The organism is Arcticibacter sp., from assembly GCF_053551015.1.
On sequence record NZ_JBMQOB010000016.1, the window covers coordinates 220,677 to 237,048 of the forward strand.

A 16,372-nucleotide genomic window follows, 5' to 3' on the forward strand; every position below is an offset into this window, starting at 1 on the left:
CTGTTTTTTAAATTAGATCATGCTAGACAAATTAGAAGCCATCAAACTTCGCTGGGAAGAAGTAGAACGGGAATTGAGTGACCCGTCAACCATGAGCGACATGAAACGTTATGCTCAGCTGAATAAAGATTACAAAGATCTCGGAAAGATCGTTGACGAATATAAAGTGTACAAGAATGTTGTATCGAACATCGATGCAAACCGCGAAATTTTAGCGACAGAAAAAGATGAGGAGCTTCGTGAGATGGCCAAGATGGAGCTTGATGAACTGCTTGTTAAAAAAGAAGAGATGGAAAGCCAGATCCGCCTGATGCTTATTCCTAAGGATCCGGAAGATGCCAAGAATGCAGTTATTGAAATCAGAGGTGGTACCGGTGGTGATGAAGCGGCTCTTTTCGCAGGGGACTTATACAGGATGTACACCCGCTTCTTTGAAAAGAAAGGCTGGCGTGTAGAGACGATGGATGTTACTGAGGGGACAGCAGGAGGCTATAAGGAGGTTATCTTGAAGGTTACAGGTGAGGATGTATACGGGCAGCTTAAATACGAATCAGGAGTACACCGCGTTCAACGCGTTCCCGACACGGAGACACAAGGCAGGGTGCATACTTCTGCGGCTTCAGTTGCTGTTCTGCCCGAAGTAGAAGAAGTTGACTTCTATTTGAACCCGGCTGATGTAGAAATGCAAACATCGCGTTCAGGTGGTGCAGGTGGTCAGAACGTGAATAAGGTGGAAACAAAGGTTCAGCTTACCCACAAGCCTACCGGCATGGTGGTTGTTTGTCAGATTGAGCGCTCGCAGCTCGGTAACCGCGAACGTGCTATGGAAATGCTTCGTAGCAGATTGTATGACCTGGAGGTACAAAAACAAACCGGTGATATCGCTGCTAAGAGAAAGACTATGGTTTCTACCGGAGACAGATCTGCAAAGATCAGGACCTATAATTATCCTCAGGGGAGAGTTACCGAACATCGTATTGGATTGACCATGTACAATCTTACTGCAATTATGGACGGCGATATCCAGGAAATCATCGATGCACTGCAATTTGCAGAGAATGCAGAAAAGATGAAAGAGGGTTCAATTGCCTGATAAAATTAATTTGAAAATTATTTCCCTGATTATCAGTGTAATTGTAAATAATCTTAAATTTGTGTTGTAAAGTTAAAGATTCGAGCTATATTTGCACACCCAAACGGGAAACACGGTCCGGTAGTTCAGCTGGTTAGAATACATGCCTGTCACGCATGGGGTCGCGGGTTCGAGTCCCGTCCGGACCGCTGAAAAGCAAGTCAAAGTAAAAAAGGAGGTTTTAAGCCTCCTTTTTTTATGCCCTTATATTTCCTCCGCTTCCCGGATCTCAATTTTTTATCCCCTACGCACATCTAACGTCTTTGAATAAAGAAAACCTTCTTAAGTTCTAGGTGCAAGTAAAACATTTTCCTCCCCTATGGTTCTTGCACGCATGACTAACCGCCGCTCTAGTGGATGAATGAACATAAGCCATAGCAAACGTAAAGGCTATGTGTTGGGCCGTCCATCGAAAAGGCTTGTCAGATCTCCCTGACAGACGTGATGGAGATATACAAAGACCGCTTTGTTGATGCTTCTGGTTTTATCTTCTTCGTAGGAAGCTTTCAAAACACCTATTATTTCGCCTCCAGCTTCTCCAATTTTTCATAAAGTTCTCTGATCAGATTCACCTGCGCGACCTGGGCTTCATAAAGTTCTCTGATCTGGTCTTCTACCAACAAATCTAATTTCTGATGGAGGCTCCTGATTTCCAGTTCTGCTTTGAGGTTGATCAGGTAATCATTCTCACTGCGCATCCGGTCCTTTTCTTCCTGTCTGTTCTGGCTCATCATAATAATGGGTGCCTGTAGGGCCGCAATAGATGAAAGTAGTAGGTTCATCAGGATAAAAGGGTAGGGGTCGAACTCTGCCTTAGCGGGGACCAGCGTATTATAGAGGATCCAGGCCGTCATGAAGAGCGAGAACAGGATGATAAACTTCCAGCTTCCACCGAATCGGGCGACTTTATCGGATATCTGTTGTCCTCTTGACAGCACTTCCTGAGGCGGGTGCAGGAGATTGTTGACAATCAACTGTTCCTCCTCCATAGTTTTTTGAACTATGTCGTGCAACCTTTTCATATTTTCACGGCTCTTTTCGGTCATCGTACCTGACTGGTTATCTTCATTCATATTAATGATGTTAGTATGGTCTAATTTACTGGATTCAAGATAATAATCAAGTTGTTATTCCCTGATTATAAGTGTAATTTCAAGTAGGTTTTATCCATTATCCGCCGTGTTAAAATAGATTCCACATGCCAAATACCACGTCTCCGCATATTCTTAATACTGCCGCCAATCTGCTCGGGTTCTGCCTTTTTGTAATCACTTCCCTGCATATAGCAAACCTCACTGAGACACATCTGATCGATGAATTCACTTCCGTGATTGCCATATTTCTGACCTGTTCCTGTCTTCTCTCATTCGCATCAATACGAACCTCCAATCCTGAAAGGGAACGAAGACTAGAGACCATTGCAGACTATTTGTTTGTTCTTTCCCTCGCTGGAATTCTGATTGTCATCCTGCTGATTACGCTCAACTTTATAGGGTGAGCAGCAGGAGCAGAAGGTAGCGCGACATCAGATTGAGATACGTAATGCATTATTCGGCGCAGAACGATGCGGATTTTTCAAATCTGATACAGAAATTCGTATTTTAATCCCTGATAAACCAAAACTCAACATGATCAGCAATCACGAAATAGACTACCATATTTATGGTGAAGAAATGCAATATGTCGAAGTAGAACTCGACCCGAACGAGACCGCCATAGCAGAGCCTGGAGCCTTTATGATGATGGATGAAGGAATTCAGATGCAGACCATCTTCGGAGACGGCAGTCAGCAATCGGGAGGTCTCATGGGGAAGCTGTTCAGTGCCGGAAAGCGTCTTCTTACCGGCGAGAACCTATTTATGACAGCCTTTACTAACGCTGCCTATGGCAAGAAGCGGGTGAGTTTCGCCTCTCCGTACCCCGGCAAGATCATTCCTCTTGATCTCTATCAGCTCGGCGGTCGCATTATCTGCCAGAAAGATGCGTTTCTCTGTGCAGCTAAGGGCGTGAGTGTTGGTATTGAATTTCAACGCCGTCTGGGCACGGGACTCTTTGGGGGCGAAGGCTTTATCATGCAGCGAATAGAAGGTGATGGCATGGCATTTATGCATGCGGGAGGACACGTGCTCGAGCGGGTACTCCAGCCTGGCGAACTGCTGAAGGTGGATACAGGCTGTCTTGTCGGCTTTACCTCAGGCGTGAGCTACGATATACAGTTCGTAGGCGGCATTCGCAACACTGTATTCGGTGGTGAAGGTGTCTTCTTCGCTACATTGAGGGGGCCTGGCAAGGTATGGATCCAGACACTCCCGATCAGCCGCCTGGCAGGTCGCATCATGCAGTTTGCGAACTCCGGACGTAAAGAGGAGGGAAGTATCCTGGGCGGACTCGGGAACCTTCTCGATGGAGACGGAAGATAAATAACTATCTGTGTGCAGTGCCAAACGCACTGCACACGTTCCTCGTATCCAGTCCGCTGAAGGATACGCTTTTACCATTATTCAGATCTGCTTCTCCTGAATTTCGAATCATTAGGACTTTCTACGTAACAATTCAATTGCAACCGATTGCATGATATTGTTTTATTTGCTACTTTGCGGCACTTAGCCTAACCAGCTTATGAGCCAGGAAAAAGTAGTCACCATTTATGATATCGCCGAGAAACTAAGTTTGTCACCGTCAACGATCAGCCGGGGGCTACAGAATCACGCTGCGATAAATGCAATGACGAAGAAGCGGATCTTCGATACCGCTAACGAGATGGGGTATCGCTTCAATACTTTCGCAAGAAATCTTCGCGCTCAGAAAACAAATACCATTGGCGTTATTGTTCCGCGACTGAATAGTTATTTCATCTCGGCTATGCTGGCGGGGATAGAAAAGGAGTTGCAGGGGGCCGGCTATAACATGCTCATCAGCCAGTCTCTCGAGTCGCAGGATAAAGAGGCAGAATACGCAAAAACGATGTTGCACAACCGGGTAGACGGTTTGATCGTGACCCTGGCAGCAAACACCAGCGATATCAATCATTTTCAACCCTTCCTGAAGCACCATATTCCGCTACTCTTTGCAGACAGGGGTGTTGCAGGGGATGAATATACAAATGTGGTGATCGATAACCTAAAGGCAGGCTACGAGGCTACTGCTCACCTGATCGGGGAGGGCTGCCGCCGGATCGTTCATATTACCGGAAATACCACGCGTGACGTGTACGCCGACCGGAGGGACGGCTATCGCAGGGCGCTGGAGGACCACAGCCTGGTGTTTGATGAAGAGATGGTTTATGAAACCGACCTCACCGAGATTTCCACCATGAAGGTAATGAACCGCATCCTGAAGATGAATGTATTGCCCGACGGCCTGTTTGTTTCCAACGATTTTTGTGCGGCAATATGTTTGAAGACCTTAAGACAGGCGGGACTGCGTATTCCGGAAGATATTGCCATTGTTGGATTTAATAATGATGCCACCTCCCGTATTACGGAGCCGCCCTTGTCAACCGTTAACTATCCGGGGCAGGAAATGGGCGAAGTGGTTGCCCGGAGCCTGATAAACCGTTTGCGTCCTGCTGGAGCAACGAGCGCTGTTGAAACCATTGTTCTGGAATCAGAACTGATCATAAGAAATTCTTCCCGCAGGGAAGGCAAATAAGCCAATTATAATACACATGAAGAAAGTAACATTTGCATTAGTCCTCTTTTTTATAACGCTGAGTCATGCTTTCGCTGAAAGCGGATACCGCTTATGGATGCGCTATGATCCGATCAGTGACGAGGGTCTGCGGAAGCAGTACCAGAGTAGTCTGAGGGGTATTCACATTGACACGGTATCAGCAACTCTCAAGGCTGCATCCGAAGAACTCGCTATGGGACTCTCCGGCTTGCTGGATAAAGCGGTGGTGCCGGCAGGTACAGCCAATTTCGAAGCGGGATCGCTTATCGCGGGCACTCCTGCCTCCTCTGTTATTATCAAGGACCTGGGTCTCGGAGCTCGCCTGACTGCTGTGGGAGACGAAGGCTATTTAATCACCTCACTGGTTCACCAGGGTAAGCCCATCACTGTTATCGCCGCGAATACTGACATTGGTGTTTTGTATGGCTCTTTCCACTTGCTGAGGCTCGTGCAGACACACAAGCCCCTGGTAAAACTCAGCATCACTGAAAAACCTTTGCTGAAACATCGCGTACTGAACCATTGGGATAATCTGGACCGTACGGTGGAGCGTGGCTATGCCGGCTTCTCTTTGTGGAACTGGCACCTGCTGCCGGGCTATGTGCAGCAGCGGTATATCGATTACGCACGTGCGAATGCCTCCGTCGGCATCAATGGCACAGTGCTCACCAATGTAAATGCAAACTCCCTGATTCTGACGGAAGAGTACCTTCCGAAAGTTGCGGCTATCGCAGATGCGCTGCGTCCATACGGGATCCGTGTCTATCTCACCGCCCGGTTCAGTTCACCCATCGAGATTGGGAAGCTAAAAACAGCCGATCCTCTGGATGAGAGCGTAAAGAAATGGTGGAAAGACAAGGCAGATGAGATTTACAGGTATATACCGGATTTCGGCGGCTTCCTCGTGAAAGCGAATTCAGAAGGGCAGCCGGGACCCCAGAACTACGGTCGCTCACACGCGGATGGCGCGAACCTCCTGGCCGATGCATTGGCTCCCCACAACGGTATTGTGATGTGGCGGGCTTTTGTTTACAGTCATGAGCAGCCGGAGGATCGTTTCAAACAGGCTTATAATGAATTTAAACCTCTTGATGGCCAGTTCCGGAAGAATGTACTGGTGCAGGTGAAGAACGGACCGATCGATTTTCAGCCAAGGGAACCTTTTTCACCCCTGTTTGGTGCGATGCCCAAGACGCCGCTGATGATGGAATTTCAGATCACACAGGAGTACCTTGGTCAGGCTACTCACCTGGTGTATCAGGCACCTTTGTATAAGGAAGTGCTTGACGCCGACACCTACACGAAAGGTAAGGGTTCTACGGTGGCAAAGGTGATCGATGGCAGCCTGGATAAGCATACTATCTCGGGAATTGCAGGCGTGGCGAACATTGGGGATGACCTGAACTGGACGGGACATCTATTTGGGCAGTCGAACTGGTACGCTTTCGGCCGCCTGGCATGGAACCATCAGCTCGCTGCTGAAGATATTGCGAACGAATGGACCGGAATGACCTTTTCGAATGTTACCGAATTTCAGGCTTCCCTGAGGGAGATGATGATGAAATCGCGGGAAAACCTGGTGAATTATATGACCCCGCTGGGCTTGCATCATATCATGGGCTGGGATCATCATTACGGTCCTGGTCCCTGGATCAAGGATAAACCAAGAGCTGACTGGACTTCGGTCTACTACCATCAGGCTGATGAAAAGGCGATCGGCTTTGATCGCTCGGCCAGTGGAAGTAATGCCCTGTCGCAATACAGCCCTCAGGTGGCTAAGTTCTACGGTAGTTTAAAAACCTGTCCGCCGGAATACCTCCTCTGGTTCCATCGTCTGCCGTGGACTCACAAGATGAAGACGGGACAGACGCTCTGGGATGAATTATGCAGACGTTACCAGATGGGTGCCGAATCAATGGATCCGATGATCAAGGGCTGGGATGCTCTCTCTTCTTACGTGGACAAGGAGCGTCATAAGCAAGTGAGCATGCTCCTCAGGATTCAAAAGGATGAAGCCTGGTGGTGGCATGATGCTTGTCTGGCTTATTTCCAGTCGCGGTCTGGCCTGCCTTTTCCTGCCGGCGTAACTCCGCCGAAAGAATCGCTGCAGTTTTACGAGACCAAAAATTTCCACTTTGTTCCGGGAATTTAAGGCGAATACCTTATTTCAGCACAAATGTTCCACGTGGTAAGGGACAAATCGCGTTGTGGCATACCCGGAATGGGAAACGGCCATCCGGGTATGTTACAGCAGCCGATCGTTGTTTAAAGAGATAGTGAAAGAGATTTTCGAGCCTTCTGAATGAATTTTTTTACAGCTGACCGTGATTAAATATGATTTGCCAAATGAAAAGTAAAATAGAATGCACTTTCCTCCTGACGAGCTTCCTGGCATTTATGGCCGGGTGTCAGAATAGTAGTCCATCTACAGCTGATCGACAGCATGCAGACCAAGCTGACTCTGCCAAATATTTATCGCAGCCGCTGGTCCGAAATATGTACACTGCAGATCCTTCCGCTCACGTATTCGATGGACGAATTTACGTTTATCCGTCACATGATGTGGATGCGGGAACCCCTCAAAACGCGGAAGGTGACCATTTCGCCATGCGAGACTACCATGTGTTCTCTATGGACAGCGTTAACGGAAAGGTAACCGATCATGGCGTGGCCCTGACTGTCGAAGATGTACCCTGGGCAGAGCGGCAGCTTTGGGCTCCCGATGCGGCATATAAGAACGGGACTTATTATCTGTATTTTCCGGCCAAAGGTCGCGATGGTATATTCCGTATCGGGGTAGCGAGCTCGAAAACGCCATCGGGTCCTTTCAAAGCAGAGTCAAAGCCAATTGAAGGAAGTTATAGTATCGATCCTGCAGTGTTTACGGACGATGACGGAAGCTCGTACATGTATTTTGGTGGACTTTCGGGCGGACAGTTGCAGCGCTGGAAGGATGGAAAGTACGATGCCAAGGCTCCCGACGCTGACCCTGAGGATAAAAATGCGCCTGCGCTGGCTCCAAAGATCGCCAGGATGAGTACGGATATGCTCCGTTTTGACGGTCCGGTTCAGGATGTGCAGATTATCGACAAAGAGGGAAAAGCAATTCTGGCGAGTGATCATGACCGTCGCTTTTTTGAAGCGGCCTGGCTGCATAAATACGATGGAAAGTATTATTTCACATACTCAACAGGAGATACGCATTTTCTGGCTTATGCAACAGGCGATAGCCCTACTGGCCCCTTCACCTATCAGGGGACATTTATGAATCCTGTGAAAGGATGGACGAGTCACCATTCTATAGTCGAGTCGAAAGGGAAATGGTATCTTTTCTACCATGATACCCAGCTTTCTGGTAAAACGTGGCTCCGGAACATGAAGGTTACCGAACTGAAACACAAGGCGGATGGTTCTATTCAGCTAATCGAACCGATGGAGAAGTAATCGGACGGTACTTGTAGATTTTCTTGTGAAGGTTAAGGTTTATTGCCTGTAGTTAAACAAATGTCATCAAAGTCTGTATTTACAGGAAAAAGTACTTGCTATGAAGAGAATATTAGTTCTGTTAATGCTGGTGCAGTTGCCCTTGCGCATGTTGGCCGGTGATGAAGATGGTATTGTAGGAAAGTGGAGTGATCACAAGGGAGAGGCTAAGGTGATGATCTACAAAAAGGGAGAGAAGTTCTTTGGGAAGCTTTACTGGCTCAAAGATCCTTATGACGAGAACGGAAATGTCCGGAAAGACAAGAAAAATCCCGCACCCGAAAAACGTGAACGCGCGTTGGAAGGATTGGAGATCCTGCAAGGATTTCATTATCAGAACGGTATATGGACTGGTGGAAAGATCTACGATCCGAGAACAGGTAAAAGCTACGATTGTAAATTGTCTTTGTCTGGAGATGGGAAGCTCTCGATCAGGGGATATCTTGGGTTTAGTTTTATCGGAAAGACCGAAACCATGCTGAGGATTTAGAAAATCTTAGAAAAAAATAAAGCTCTCGATGGGCGAGAGCTCAAACTAACCAATTATAAACCTAAATTATTGAAAGGAGCTGTAAGAGAAGGAGTCGAACCTTCAGGATTTCTCCTGTTTCACCACTCTACAGTGTTAAGCATTTATTTCGTTTTGCTTGATACAAAGATAGTGTAGGATGTCTTTTGTTACAAATATTTTAAACTGACTTTTTTATTTTTATATATATTGCAATTAACAACGTTCCCGGTTGCTAACTTGGTAAATTGAACATTTTCAATAATCCCCAAATTAAAATTTTATCAACATCCTTTCTTCTTGTTTATGACGTTTTCTGAGCAGCAATTATTTAAATTAGTGTAAGGCGACCCTTGCCGGGCAAACCAAGGGCGCATATAACCGTTAATTAAATACATAAACAAAAAATCATGATAAGAAACGCAACAGCTGTCTGGAACGGCTCAGGTAAGGACGGAAATGGAAACCTGACCACGCAGAGTACGGTACTCGACAATACCCAATATTCTTTTACCTCCCGTTTTGAAGAAGGAATCGGAACGAATCCCGAAGAATTGATCGCTGCGGCACATGCGGGCTGTTTCACCATGAAACTGAGCTTCGTCCTCAACGAAAAGGGCTTTACGGCAGAGCAGCTGAGCACCCGTTGCAATATCACCTTTGAAAATGGTGCGGTAACGAAATCGCACCTGATCGTCGAAGGAAAGGTTCCTGAAATTTCTTCAGAAGATTTCCAGGCTGCGGTTAAGGATGCCGAAGAAAATTGCCCGATCAGCAAATTACTGAACACCGAAATCTCATCGGAAGCTAAGCTGCTGAGCTAAAGCCGGCAATTCACCAAAAAACAGCTTCTGGCTCATGCGGTACTTGAATACCTACCCGTTTGAGCTAAATCTATATTCCTCCTCCAATGGTGGTGAAAATCAGGAGTACAAGTCCTGCTTTTCTATGGACCAGTATGTAGTCATCTGGGGGGTGCAGCCATATTCTAGCTACCGTGCAGCCACGTTGAGTCCACCTTTTATAGCGAAAAGGTGGACTCAACGTGGCTGCACGGTGCCTGCACTGTGGCTCTACATCGAAGTTGGTGGCTCCTTGGTCTCTTGTTATCCTCAGGTTGTACTCCAGACGTGCTAGGCCGGTCTGAAGCAAGGTTTGATTGAGGGTAGTTCCTCTAAAAGACCGGATGGAGCGGGCTGGCAGCACTTTATCCATTACACCTCTCTTTATTGGGCTCTCCGTCCCCTTTTTTCGCCTCCAAAATACCCCCGTTTACCGAGTATTCAGAAGACTTGACCTATTCTCCATTGAGTTGGATCATAGCAGTACCTACCTTTGAGTCATCAAAACAATTAAAGAGCTGTATTATGGAAAATCAAGCAAAGCGTAGATCAGGGTCGGGAATGGTAGCCGGCGTTTTATTTATTTTATTCGGCGTGGTCATGTTAATCCGGACATTAGGTGGGATTGACTTTGTTCCCGATTGGTTGATTAGCTGGCCAATGATATTAGTGGTGATCGGTTTGGTCATCGGTATTAACCATAGATTCAGGAAGCCTGGTGCCTATATCTGCCTTTTTTTAGGTCTGGCGTTCCTGGCTGGAGAGATTAACCCGGAGATATTCAGCGGACAGCTAATCTTTCCTGCTATGCTTCTGGCTCTCGGTTTTTACCTGATGTTTGGGAAAGGCGGGAAATGTTGTATGGGTACACACTCAGGATTTGGTCATCGCCAGGCCAACGACACAGGTGTTCAGGGCTAAATCTTACATTTCCTGGATATTTTACAGGTACTTTCTGATTACCTTTGCGGCCATCAGAAAAAATATGAATAAACTTTTTACCCTTATACTTCTTCTTGTTTCGTTCCACATCCATGCAGCCGAGAAAGGCGCCAAAAGCACCAGGAAGCCTCTTGCAACGGTGGAATATGTAACAATCAGCCCCGCTTTTACCAAGCCAGAGATGAATTTGAATAAGATCGTGCTCGACAGCTTGTTTGCGCGTCCGGTTGTCCAGGTACAATCCTTAAGAAAGCAAACGAAGAGATACAGGCCGGTTTCAGCACCGGGCCTGCAAACGAAATTGAATTGGGTATTTGCTTATTAAGCCACTACCCGTTTTTTTCTTTTAGAATATCGCGAATCTGAGTAAGTAGAATCTCCTCCTTACTCGGGGGGGTAGGCACAGACGGTGCGACCTCTTCTTTTCTCTTCATCGTATTTATAGCTTTTACGATGAGGAAAATACAGAATGCAACAATCAGAAACTGAATTAGGGTATTTAAGAACTGCCCGTACTTAATGGATACCGCCGCAATCTTATTGGCAGCATCTCCTTCTTTTAGCACCAGCACTTTATCCCCAAAGTCAATGCCACCGGTTAGATAACCGATTGGAGGCATAATGATGTCGTCTACCAGGGAGGTGACGATCTTTCCAAAAGCTGCTCCGATGATCACCCCGACTGCGAGATCGATCACATTACCTTTAACTGCAAATTCTTTGAACTCTTTAACAATACTCATTTTTCCAAATTTTAAGGTCCGTAATTAATTTATTCAATGTACTCGCTACGAAATGCCAGGTTCGGCTTATGTAATTAATGCGTACGCTTAACGAACTTCTTTTTTTTCCTCTTCTGAGTTCCCGGGCTTGTTGTTTTAAATACAGGCTCTTCTCCGATTTCAGGAGGAAGAGGAGTATGTGGTATTGGTCTGCCGATGAGAGCCTCTATGTTAGCAAGTTTTCTCTGGTCTTTTTCGTTGACAAAGGTAATCGCTGTTCCGGTTGTCTCGGCCCTCGCTGTACGGCCAACGCGGTGGATATAGTCTTCCGCATCCCCTGGCACGTCAAAGTTCAGCACCAAGCTGATGCCTTCAACATCAATACCGCGTGATATCACATCCGTACCGATCAGAACTCTTAGTTTTCGGTTACGGAAGGAAAGCATGATCTCCTCGCGCTCAGACTGTTCGAGATCAGAGTGGAAGGGCTTAGCCTGTATGTGGATGGCCTTTAGTGATTTGTATAACGCTTTTACCTTTTCTTTTGTTGAAGCAAAGATGATTACGCTCTGGTACTCGTTTTTCTGAAGGAGCAGGGTAATCAGAGGGATCTTCTGACTGTCGTCCACCTTGTAAATCTGCTGATCAATACCAGCTGCAGGTTGCGAAACTGCCATCGTAATCTGTTCCGGATTGTTGAGGATGGAAGTAGCCAACTTCCTGATTTTTGGCGGCATGGTAGCCGAGAACATCACAGTTTGCCTTTTTTTAGGAAGAAAGCTGATGATGCGCATAATGTCTTCCAGGAAACCCATGTCCATCATGCGGTCAGCCTCATCCAAGATCAGGCACTCCAGGTGCTCAGCTTTGAATGTACCGGAGTTCAGGTGGGCAATCAGTCTGCCTGGAGTCGCAATGACAATATCTACCCCATCTTTTAAGGCACGTTGCTGCTGGCTGTATACAATCCCGTCGCCGCCACCGTACACAGCAACGGAGCTTATGCCCGTGAAGTACCCCAATCCTTCTACCTGTTGGTCGATTTGTTGAGCCAACTCCCGTGTAGGCGCCAGGATAAGTGTATGAGTATGCTTTTTATCCGTTTTTGATATGCTGTTCAATACAGGCAGCAAATAAGACGCTGTCTTACCCGTACCTGTCTGGGCGCAGGCAATAAGATCTTTTCCTTGAATGATTAAGGGGATTGTTTGCTGCTGAATAGGGGTGGGCTCTTTATAGCCCATACTTAGAATGCCGTCAAGCAGTTGCTCTTCGAAATTAAAATCGTGGAAAGTCAATATATGTTTTATTATTCATTGCCAAGTTAAAGATAATTTTCAACAATTTATACTTTGATAAGTACGGGGGAAAGCGCTAACTTGAGCTCTTAAACGCACGTTTAAGATGAAACACTTTTTGATAGGCCTGGCAATGCTCTCAGTTTTTCAGGTTTCTTGCTCCAGTTCTCAGCACAGCAAGGATGAGGATGAGGCAATCAAGGAACTTTCTGTGAGGAAAGTTGATATTGACAATATGATGTCAGACAGTACGCTCCATGTGCTGGTTAAGGTAAAAGGCAACCGCGAACTTCAATTGGTCGAAAACAGAAGATATCCACGTAACATTGAGACGACATACAATTTGCTCAGGGATACTACCGGGCGGATCGTATTCATTTCTGAAATGCCCTATAATGCCTCCAGCGAATGGTTTATAGCGTACAAGAGCTATTTCGATGAAAATGGAAAGTTGTTTGCCTTTCAGCGGCAGAACAATTTTCTTAACAACGGCTGTACCCACGGTGCCGCCATGGAAAACAGTATCGGTTATTACAATCAGGATTTTTTACTCGTAGATTCGCTCTACACCATTACCGACACCTACAAGAAACCTCTTGATAAAAAGGCTTGTAAGTTTCCCTATAGTTTCAAGTACACCATTAATAAGACCCTCGACGACTATATAGCGGCCAAAAATATCAAGCTGGCAGTTTTGGAAAAGGCGAGAGAGAGCGATACAACTAGCTTACAGAGCCCTGGAAGTTAGCAGATCAGGATGTTCCCAGCGCGAGTGCTTGATCTGTGCTTCAGTAACCACGTAAAGGTCGGATTTGATTTCGTCGAGTGCATCCTGTAGGGCCTTCACATCTTCCTGAATTGCTTCATGCTGAACAGTCAGGTAGCTTTCACTCAGGCTCATCATTTCTTCGATCGTGGCTTTGAGATGCGTCTGATGGCAGAAGATCTTGCTCAGTACCGAGTTCTTCTTGCGGTCAAGGCTGTTGATGCTGCAGTTGATCATTTGGACCTTATTAATGCGGTCATCATTCAGATCATCCATGAAAAATTTCATCATTAACTTCTTCAGGAACTTGACCTCATCCTCAAAAAAATCAATATATGACAGCCAATTTTTTGAGGACAGATAGAGGCTTTGAATATTAGAATCGGCTTCAGTAGGCAATAATGTTTCCGTTATCATAATATTAATTATTTAATTGATGATAAGTATAAAATTGCGGTTATTTTTGCCTGGTAAAAATGATGCAAGTCATTTAACTTGCTGACCTTGAGAATAACTAAACTTTACATGAAAAGAGTCGCTTTAAACGGGTTGTTGGTTGGAATTATCTTGTTTGTCATCAGCTATGGGGGGCTATTCCTTTCTATCAGATTCTTCCCTGAGTTGTTTCTGGACTATAATAATCCTTTGTTTAATTCTGATGGGAGCCGGGACGTTCTTTTCTATCTGCATGCGTTTATTATCAGCATGGCTTTGTCTTGGTTCTGGGACCGGTTTAAAGGCTTGTTTGAAGGTAATTTTATTCTAAGGGGAATTGAATTTGGCCTTGTCTATGGGTTAGTCGCTCTTTTGCCGGTTATGTGGATCACCTTCAGTGCGATGGATATTACAGTGATCATGGTCGGCAGCTGGTTTGTCTATGGTCTGCTCCAGGCCACGGTGGCCGGGATTATATTGGCTAAACTCAACCCTTAGTGACTTAGTTGAAAGGCCTCAGTGTTAGGTTGAACTCGACATTCAGCTCATTGTCTGTCTGAATCATTCCCCCCAGCTTTCGTGGAGGCGTTAATCCAAAATCAGAGAAATTGACCGTGCGTTCACCCAGGAGCTGGATGTTGCGCTGGTTGTCGAGCCTGAACGTATAGTTGACGGTAAAACGCTTTACTTTGCCGGCGAGCTCGATATCTACCACACCTCTTACCTTGCTCTCTTTTCCACTCAGCGCAGGAAACCTCTCGAGATTAACAAAATTGATCTTCATCTGAGGGAATTCTTTTGCTTTTAGTGTTTTACGTAAGTCGGCTGTCATCACAGCATGGTGGCAATCAAAAAGCTTTACACTTAGTCCCAGTTTGCCCTGCAGGGGAATATTACCTTCCTGTACCGGGCTTTTATACACAAGAATGGTATCAGGATTACTGTAACCGGTGATTTCACAGGCAAAGGTATTGATGTTTGTTGATCCCTTAACCTTTAAAGACCCCCCTTTCATGACTACCCAACGAATAGGTGCGGGAGCTGCCTTATAGAGCGAAAAGCTGCATATCAGGAACGATGAAAGGATAAAACAGTATTTAATCAGGCATTTCATATGCTTTCTCTAAGACAGACGACATGCAATTATAGTAAAAAAGTCAGGTTGAATAGATTCAACCTGACTTTCCGGTTTCAAATAATTTGAACCTTTATTTAGAATCCGACAACTGCCTGGATGACGTAGCCGTTGAACTTACCACCGTTTCTGTAATCAGTTACAGCGAAGTCTTTGTATTTCTGGTTTACGTACTCACCTTTAAGAAGTACATTTTTGGTAAGGAACCAACCAGCTGCGAAAGAAGCACGGTCGATCTTGATATCTTCAGGGCTACCAACCACTTCTGAAGTTACTGTGTTGTAGCGTGCGCCGATGAATACATTTTCTTTCTGTCCGAATCTATAAACACCTTCGATAGCGAACTGTTTAGCATCTCTGCTGTCAGCTTCTGTTTTGCTTCTGCCTTTTGCCAATTCATAAGTTCCGAATACTTCCAGACCGTAAGTCTTAACAAATCCGTTGAACTGGAAAGCGTCGATCTTTTTGGTGAAACCAGGGTTGAAGCGCCCAGAGAACGCTGCTGAAGCGTAAGTTGGAGCTGCTCCGTTAACCATTGCTTGTTCCATTACCATGAAGTAGTTAGATCCTGTACGGTCACCACCATAAAGTGTGTTTCCGTTGTTACCAGCACTGTTGTTGTGGTAGAATGAACCTGCTACACGGATACGAACGTTTTCATCAACCTGAGCATCGTAACCGATTTTACCGTAGATAGAAGGAGATTTGTGCAGGTTATCGTCAATGATATTGCCCTGTGCATCTTTTCCTACAGTTACGCTGTCAATATTACCTTTAATCAGACCGTTTGATACACCCAGCATTCCGAATGCACCACCTTGTCTTACGTAAACTTCACCACCGATCTCAGTTGCAAAAGCGTCCATGATGTAGTTCTCAACGAATGGATTGTAAAGTGTTTGTCCACCGTCAGATCTGCGGAAGTGCTGATCGCCGTAGTTGATTTCAGTATGACCGATCTTGATGGTTGTTACCTTCATGATATCATCCCAGATCTGTCCTTTAAACGGAAGTTTATCAAACTGGATGTAACCACCTTTTACCCATGTTTCATTGTGGTGACGTGAAGATAGGTAACTGGTCAGGTTTAAGCGGATACCGTCAGCCAACTGAACGTCCATGAAGAGGTTCGCGTTAGCTGTGTTAAATCCCGGGCTCATTTTATACAGTCCGCCTTTTGCGTTTTCGTGTTTCAGGCCCTGGAAAGACTGAGTAAAGCCTGCTCCAAATTTAACTTTTAGTCCGTCGAATTCTGTTAGAGTGTCTTTTGGTGCTTCGAATACATTGATGCCGCTCTGATCGTAAGCTCTCATGTTTGTCCAGTTTCTATCCTGGGCACTCACAAATGCAGGGCTTATTAGTAATGCTGCTAGTGCTGCTCTTTTTCCGATTGTTAGTAAATTCGTTTTCATTGTATGGTGTTTAATCGTGTATGTA

The 16,372-nt window shown here is 45.8% G+C and carries 18 protein-coding genes and 1 tRNA gene; 13 read left to right on the forward strand and 6 right to left on the reverse strand.

Annotated elements, in window-relative coordinates:
- Positions 1 to 19: 19 nt before the first annotated feature.
- The gene (prfA, locus tag ACO1NU_RS10870; protein ID WP_448818501.1) at positions 20 to 1,093 is read left to right on the forward strand and encodes a peptide chain release factor 1; all 1,074 of its coding nucleotides are present in this window, start codon (positions 20 to 22) and stop codon (positions 1,091 to 1,093) included.
- Between the two features lie 114 nt (positions 1,094 to 1,207).
- Positions 1,208 to 1,281 (forward strand) — tRNA-Asp (locus ACO1NU_RS10875).
- A gap of 369 nt (positions 1,282 to 1,650) precedes the next feature.
- Here the strand turns inward: ACO1NU_RS10875 and ACO1NU_RS10880 are convergent.
- On the reverse strand, positions 1,651 to 2,205 hold the full coding sequence (locus ACO1NU_RS10880; protein ID WP_448818502.1) for a DUF1003 domain-containing protein: 555 nt from the start codon (positions 2,203 to 2,205) through the stop codon (positions 1,651 to 1,653).
- A 125-nt stretch (positions 2,206 to 2,330) separates the two neighbouring features.
- Here ACO1NU_RS10880 and ACO1NU_RS10885 point away from each other — a divergent pair, with 125 nt between their 5' ends.
- The 9 genes from ACO1NU_RS10885 (at position 2,331) to ACO1NU_RS10925 (ending at position 10,904) form a co-directional block, all read left to right on the forward strand.
- Positions 2,331 to 2,630 (forward strand): hypothetical protein, encoded by a 300-nt coding sequence (locus tag ACO1NU_RS10885; RefSeq protein WP_448818503.1) that lies wholly within the window; start codon positions 2,331 to 2,333, stop codon positions 2,628 to 2,630.
- Positions 2,631 to 2,760: 130 nt separating this feature from the next.
- Positions 2,761 to 3,552: a TIGR00266 family protein gene (locus ACO1NU_RS10890; RefSeq protein WP_448818504.1), complete on the forward strand. Its 792-nt coding sequence runs from the start codon at positions 2,761 to 2,763 to the stop codon at positions 3,550 to 3,552.
- A gap of 199 nt (positions 3,553 to 3,751) precedes the next feature.
- The gene (locus ACO1NU_RS10895; protein WP_448818505.1) at positions 3,752 to 4,783 is read left to right on the forward strand and encodes a LacI family DNA-binding transcriptional regulator; all 1,032 of its coding nucleotides are present in this window, start codon (positions 3,752 to 3,754) and stop codon (positions 4,781 to 4,783) included.
- Between the two features lie 16 nt (positions 4,784 to 4,799).
- Positions 4,800 to 6,956 carry an alpha-glucuronidase family glycosyl hydrolase gene (locus ACO1NU_RS10900; RefSeq protein WP_448818506.1) on the forward strand — a complete coding sequence of 719 codons (2,157 nt, stop codon included), beginning with the start codon at positions 4,800 to 4,802 and terminating at the stop codon, positions 6,954 to 6,956.
- Positions 6,957 to 7,150: 194 nt separating this feature from the next.
- Positions 7,151 to 8,248, forward strand: coding sequence for a glycoside hydrolase family 43 protein (locus tag ACO1NU_RS10905; protein WP_448818507.1), 1,098 nt, complete (start codon positions 7,151 to 7,153; stop codon positions 8,246 to 8,248).
- 100 nt (positions 8,249 to 8,348) lie between these two features.
- On the forward strand, positions 8,349 to 8,777 hold the full coding sequence (locus ACO1NU_RS10910) for a DUF2147 domain-containing protein (RefSeq protein ID WP_448818508.1): 429 nt from the start codon (positions 8,349 to 8,351) through the stop codon (positions 8,775 to 8,777).
- 428 nt (positions 8,778 to 9,205) lie between these two features.
- Positions 9,206 to 9,619 (forward strand): OsmC family protein, encoded by a 414-nt coding sequence (locus tag ACO1NU_RS10915; protein ID WP_448818509.1) that lies wholly within the window; start codon positions 9,206 to 9,208, stop codon positions 9,617 to 9,619.
- A 543-nt stretch (positions 9,620 to 10,162) separates the two neighbouring features.
- Positions 10,163 to 10,558 (forward strand): LiaF transmembrane domain-containing protein, encoded by a 396-nt coding sequence (locus tag ACO1NU_RS10920; RefSeq protein WP_448818510.1) that lies wholly within the window; start codon positions 10,163 to 10,165, stop codon positions 10,556 to 10,558.
- Positions 10,559 to 10,622: 64 nt separating this feature from the next.
- Positions 10,623 to 10,904, forward strand: coding sequence for a hypothetical protein (locus tag ACO1NU_RS10925; RefSeq protein WP_448818511.1), 282 nt, complete (start codon positions 10,623 to 10,625; stop codon positions 10,902 to 10,904).
- Positions 10,905 to 10,908: 4 nt separating this feature from the next.
- Here the strand turns inward: ACO1NU_RS10925 and mscL are convergent, their stop codons facing one another.
- Both mscL and ACO1NU_RS10935 read right to left on the reverse strand, forming a co-directional pair.
- Positions 10,909 to 11,322, reverse strand: coding sequence for a large-conductance mechanosensitive channel protein MscL (gene mscL / locus ACO1NU_RS10930; RefSeq protein ID WP_448818512.1), 414 nt, complete (start codon positions 11,320 to 11,322; stop codon positions 10,909 to 10,911).
- Positions 11,323 to 11,396: 74 nt separating this feature from the next.
- Positions 11,397 to 12,599, reverse strand: a complete 1,203-nt coding sequence (locus ACO1NU_RS10935) for a DEAD/DEAH box helicase (RefSeq protein ID WP_448818513.1) — start codon at positions 12,597 to 12,599, stop codon at positions 11,397 to 11,399.
- Between the two features lie 106 nt (positions 12,600 to 12,705).
- Between ACO1NU_RS10935 and ACO1NU_RS10940 the strand changes: the two genes are divergently transcribed.
- Positions 12,706 to 13,347 carry a hypothetical protein gene (locus tag ACO1NU_RS10940; protein WP_448818514.1) on the forward strand — a complete coding sequence of 214 codons (642 nt, stop codon included), beginning with the start codon at positions 12,706 to 12,708 and terminating at the stop codon, positions 13,345 to 13,347.
- Here the strand turns inward: ACO1NU_RS10940 and ACO1NU_RS10945 are convergent.
- Positions 13,327 to 13,782, reverse strand: a complete 456-nt coding sequence (locus ACO1NU_RS10945) for a hypothetical protein (RefSeq protein ID WP_448818515.1) — start codon at positions 13,780 to 13,782, stop codon at positions 13,327 to 13,329. The two genes, ACO1NU_RS10940 and ACO1NU_RS10945, sit on opposite strands and share 21 nt — an antisense overlap.
- Before the next feature lie 108 nt (positions 13,783 to 13,890).
- Between ACO1NU_RS10945 and ACO1NU_RS10950 the strand changes: the two genes are divergently transcribed.
- Entirely contained in the window at positions 13,891 to 14,298 is a 408-nt protein-coding gene (locus tag ACO1NU_RS10950; RefSeq protein WP_448818516.1) for a hypothetical protein, read from the forward strand.
- Between the two features lie 4 nt (positions 14,299 to 14,302).
- Here ACO1NU_RS10950 and ACO1NU_RS10955 read toward each other — a convergent pair whose 3' ends face one another.
- Together ACO1NU_RS10955 and ACO1NU_RS10960 are read right to left on the reverse strand one after the other, a co-directional pair.
- Entirely contained in the window at positions 14,303 to 14,914 is a 612-nt protein-coding gene (locus ACO1NU_RS10955) for a YceI family protein (protein WP_448818517.1), read from the reverse strand.
- Between the two features lie 98 nt (positions 14,915 to 15,012).
- A complete protein-coding gene (locus tag ACO1NU_RS10960; RefSeq protein WP_448818518.1) occupies positions 15,013 to 16,347 on the reverse strand; it encodes a hypothetical protein in 1,335 nt (444 codons plus the stop codon).
- Positions 16,348 to 16,372 lie beyond the last annotated feature (25 nt).

Excerpts from the sequence above, each read along its gene's own strand:
- prfA (WP_448818501.1), top strand. The coding sequence starts at position 20 with ATGCTAGACAAATTAGAAGCCATCAAACTTCGCTGGGAAGAAGTAGAA.
- ACO1NU_RS10880 (WP_448818502.1), bottom strand. The coding sequence starts at position 2,205 with ATGAATGAAGATAACCAGTCAGGTACGATGACCGAAAAGAGCCGTGAA.
- ACO1NU_RS10885 (WP_448818503.1), top strand. The coding sequence starts at position 2,331 with ATGCCAAATACCACGTCTCCGCATATTCTTAATACTGCCGCCAATCTG.
- ACO1NU_RS10890 (WP_448818504.1), top strand. The coding sequence starts at position 2,761 with ATGATCAGCAATCACGAAATAGACTACCATATTTATGGTGAAGAAATG.
- ACO1NU_RS10895 (WP_448818505.1), top strand. The coding sequence starts at position 3,752 with ATGAGCCAGGAAAAAGTAGTCACCATTTATGATATCGCCGAGAAACTA.
- ACO1NU_RS10900 (WP_448818506.1), top strand. The coding sequence starts at position 4,800 with ATGAAGAAAGTAACATTTGCATTAGTCCTCTTTTTTATAACGCTGAGT.
- ACO1NU_RS10905 (WP_448818507.1), top strand. The coding sequence starts at position 7,151 with ATGAAAAGTAAAATAGAATGCACTTTCCTCCTGACGAGCTTCCTGGCA.
- ACO1NU_RS10910 (WP_448818508.1), top strand. The coding sequence starts at position 8,349 with ATGAAGAGAATATTAGTTCTGTTAATGCTGGTGCAGTTGCCCTTGCGC.
- ACO1NU_RS10915 (WP_448818509.1), top strand. The coding sequence starts at position 9,206 with ATGATAAGAAACGCAACAGCTGTCTGGAACGGCTCAGGTAAGGACGGA.
- ACO1NU_RS10920 (WP_448818510.1), top strand. The coding sequence starts at position 10,163 with ATGGAAAATCAAGCAAAGCGTAGATCAGGGTCGGGAATGGTAGCCGGC.
- ACO1NU_RS10925 (WP_448818511.1), top strand. The coding sequence starts at position 10,623 with ATGAATAAACTTTTTACCCTTATACTTCTTCTTGTTTCGTTCCACATC.
- mscL (WP_448818512.1), bottom strand. The coding sequence starts at position 11,322 with ATGAGTATTGTTAAAGAGTTCAAAGAATTTGCAGTTAAAGGTAATGTG.
- ACO1NU_RS10940 (WP_448818514.1), top strand. The coding sequence starts at position 12,706 with ATGAAACACTTTTTGATAGGCCTGGCAATGCTCTCAGTTTTTCAGGTT.
- ACO1NU_RS10945 (WP_448818515.1), bottom strand. The coding sequence starts at position 13,782 with ATGATAACGGAAACATTATTGCCTACTGAAGCCGATTCTAATATTCAA.
- ACO1NU_RS10950 (WP_448818516.1), top strand. The coding sequence starts at position 13,891 with ATGAAAAGAGTCGCTTTAAACGGGTTGTTGGTTGGAATTATCTTGTTT.
- ACO1NU_RS10955 (WP_448818517.1), bottom strand. The coding sequence starts at position 14,914 with ATGAAATGCCTGATTAAATACTGTTTTATCCTTTCATCGTTCCTGATA.
- ACO1NU_RS10960 (WP_448818518.1), bottom strand. The coding sequence starts at position 16,347 with ATGAAAACGAATTTACTAACAATCGGAAAAAGAGCAGCACTAGCAGCA.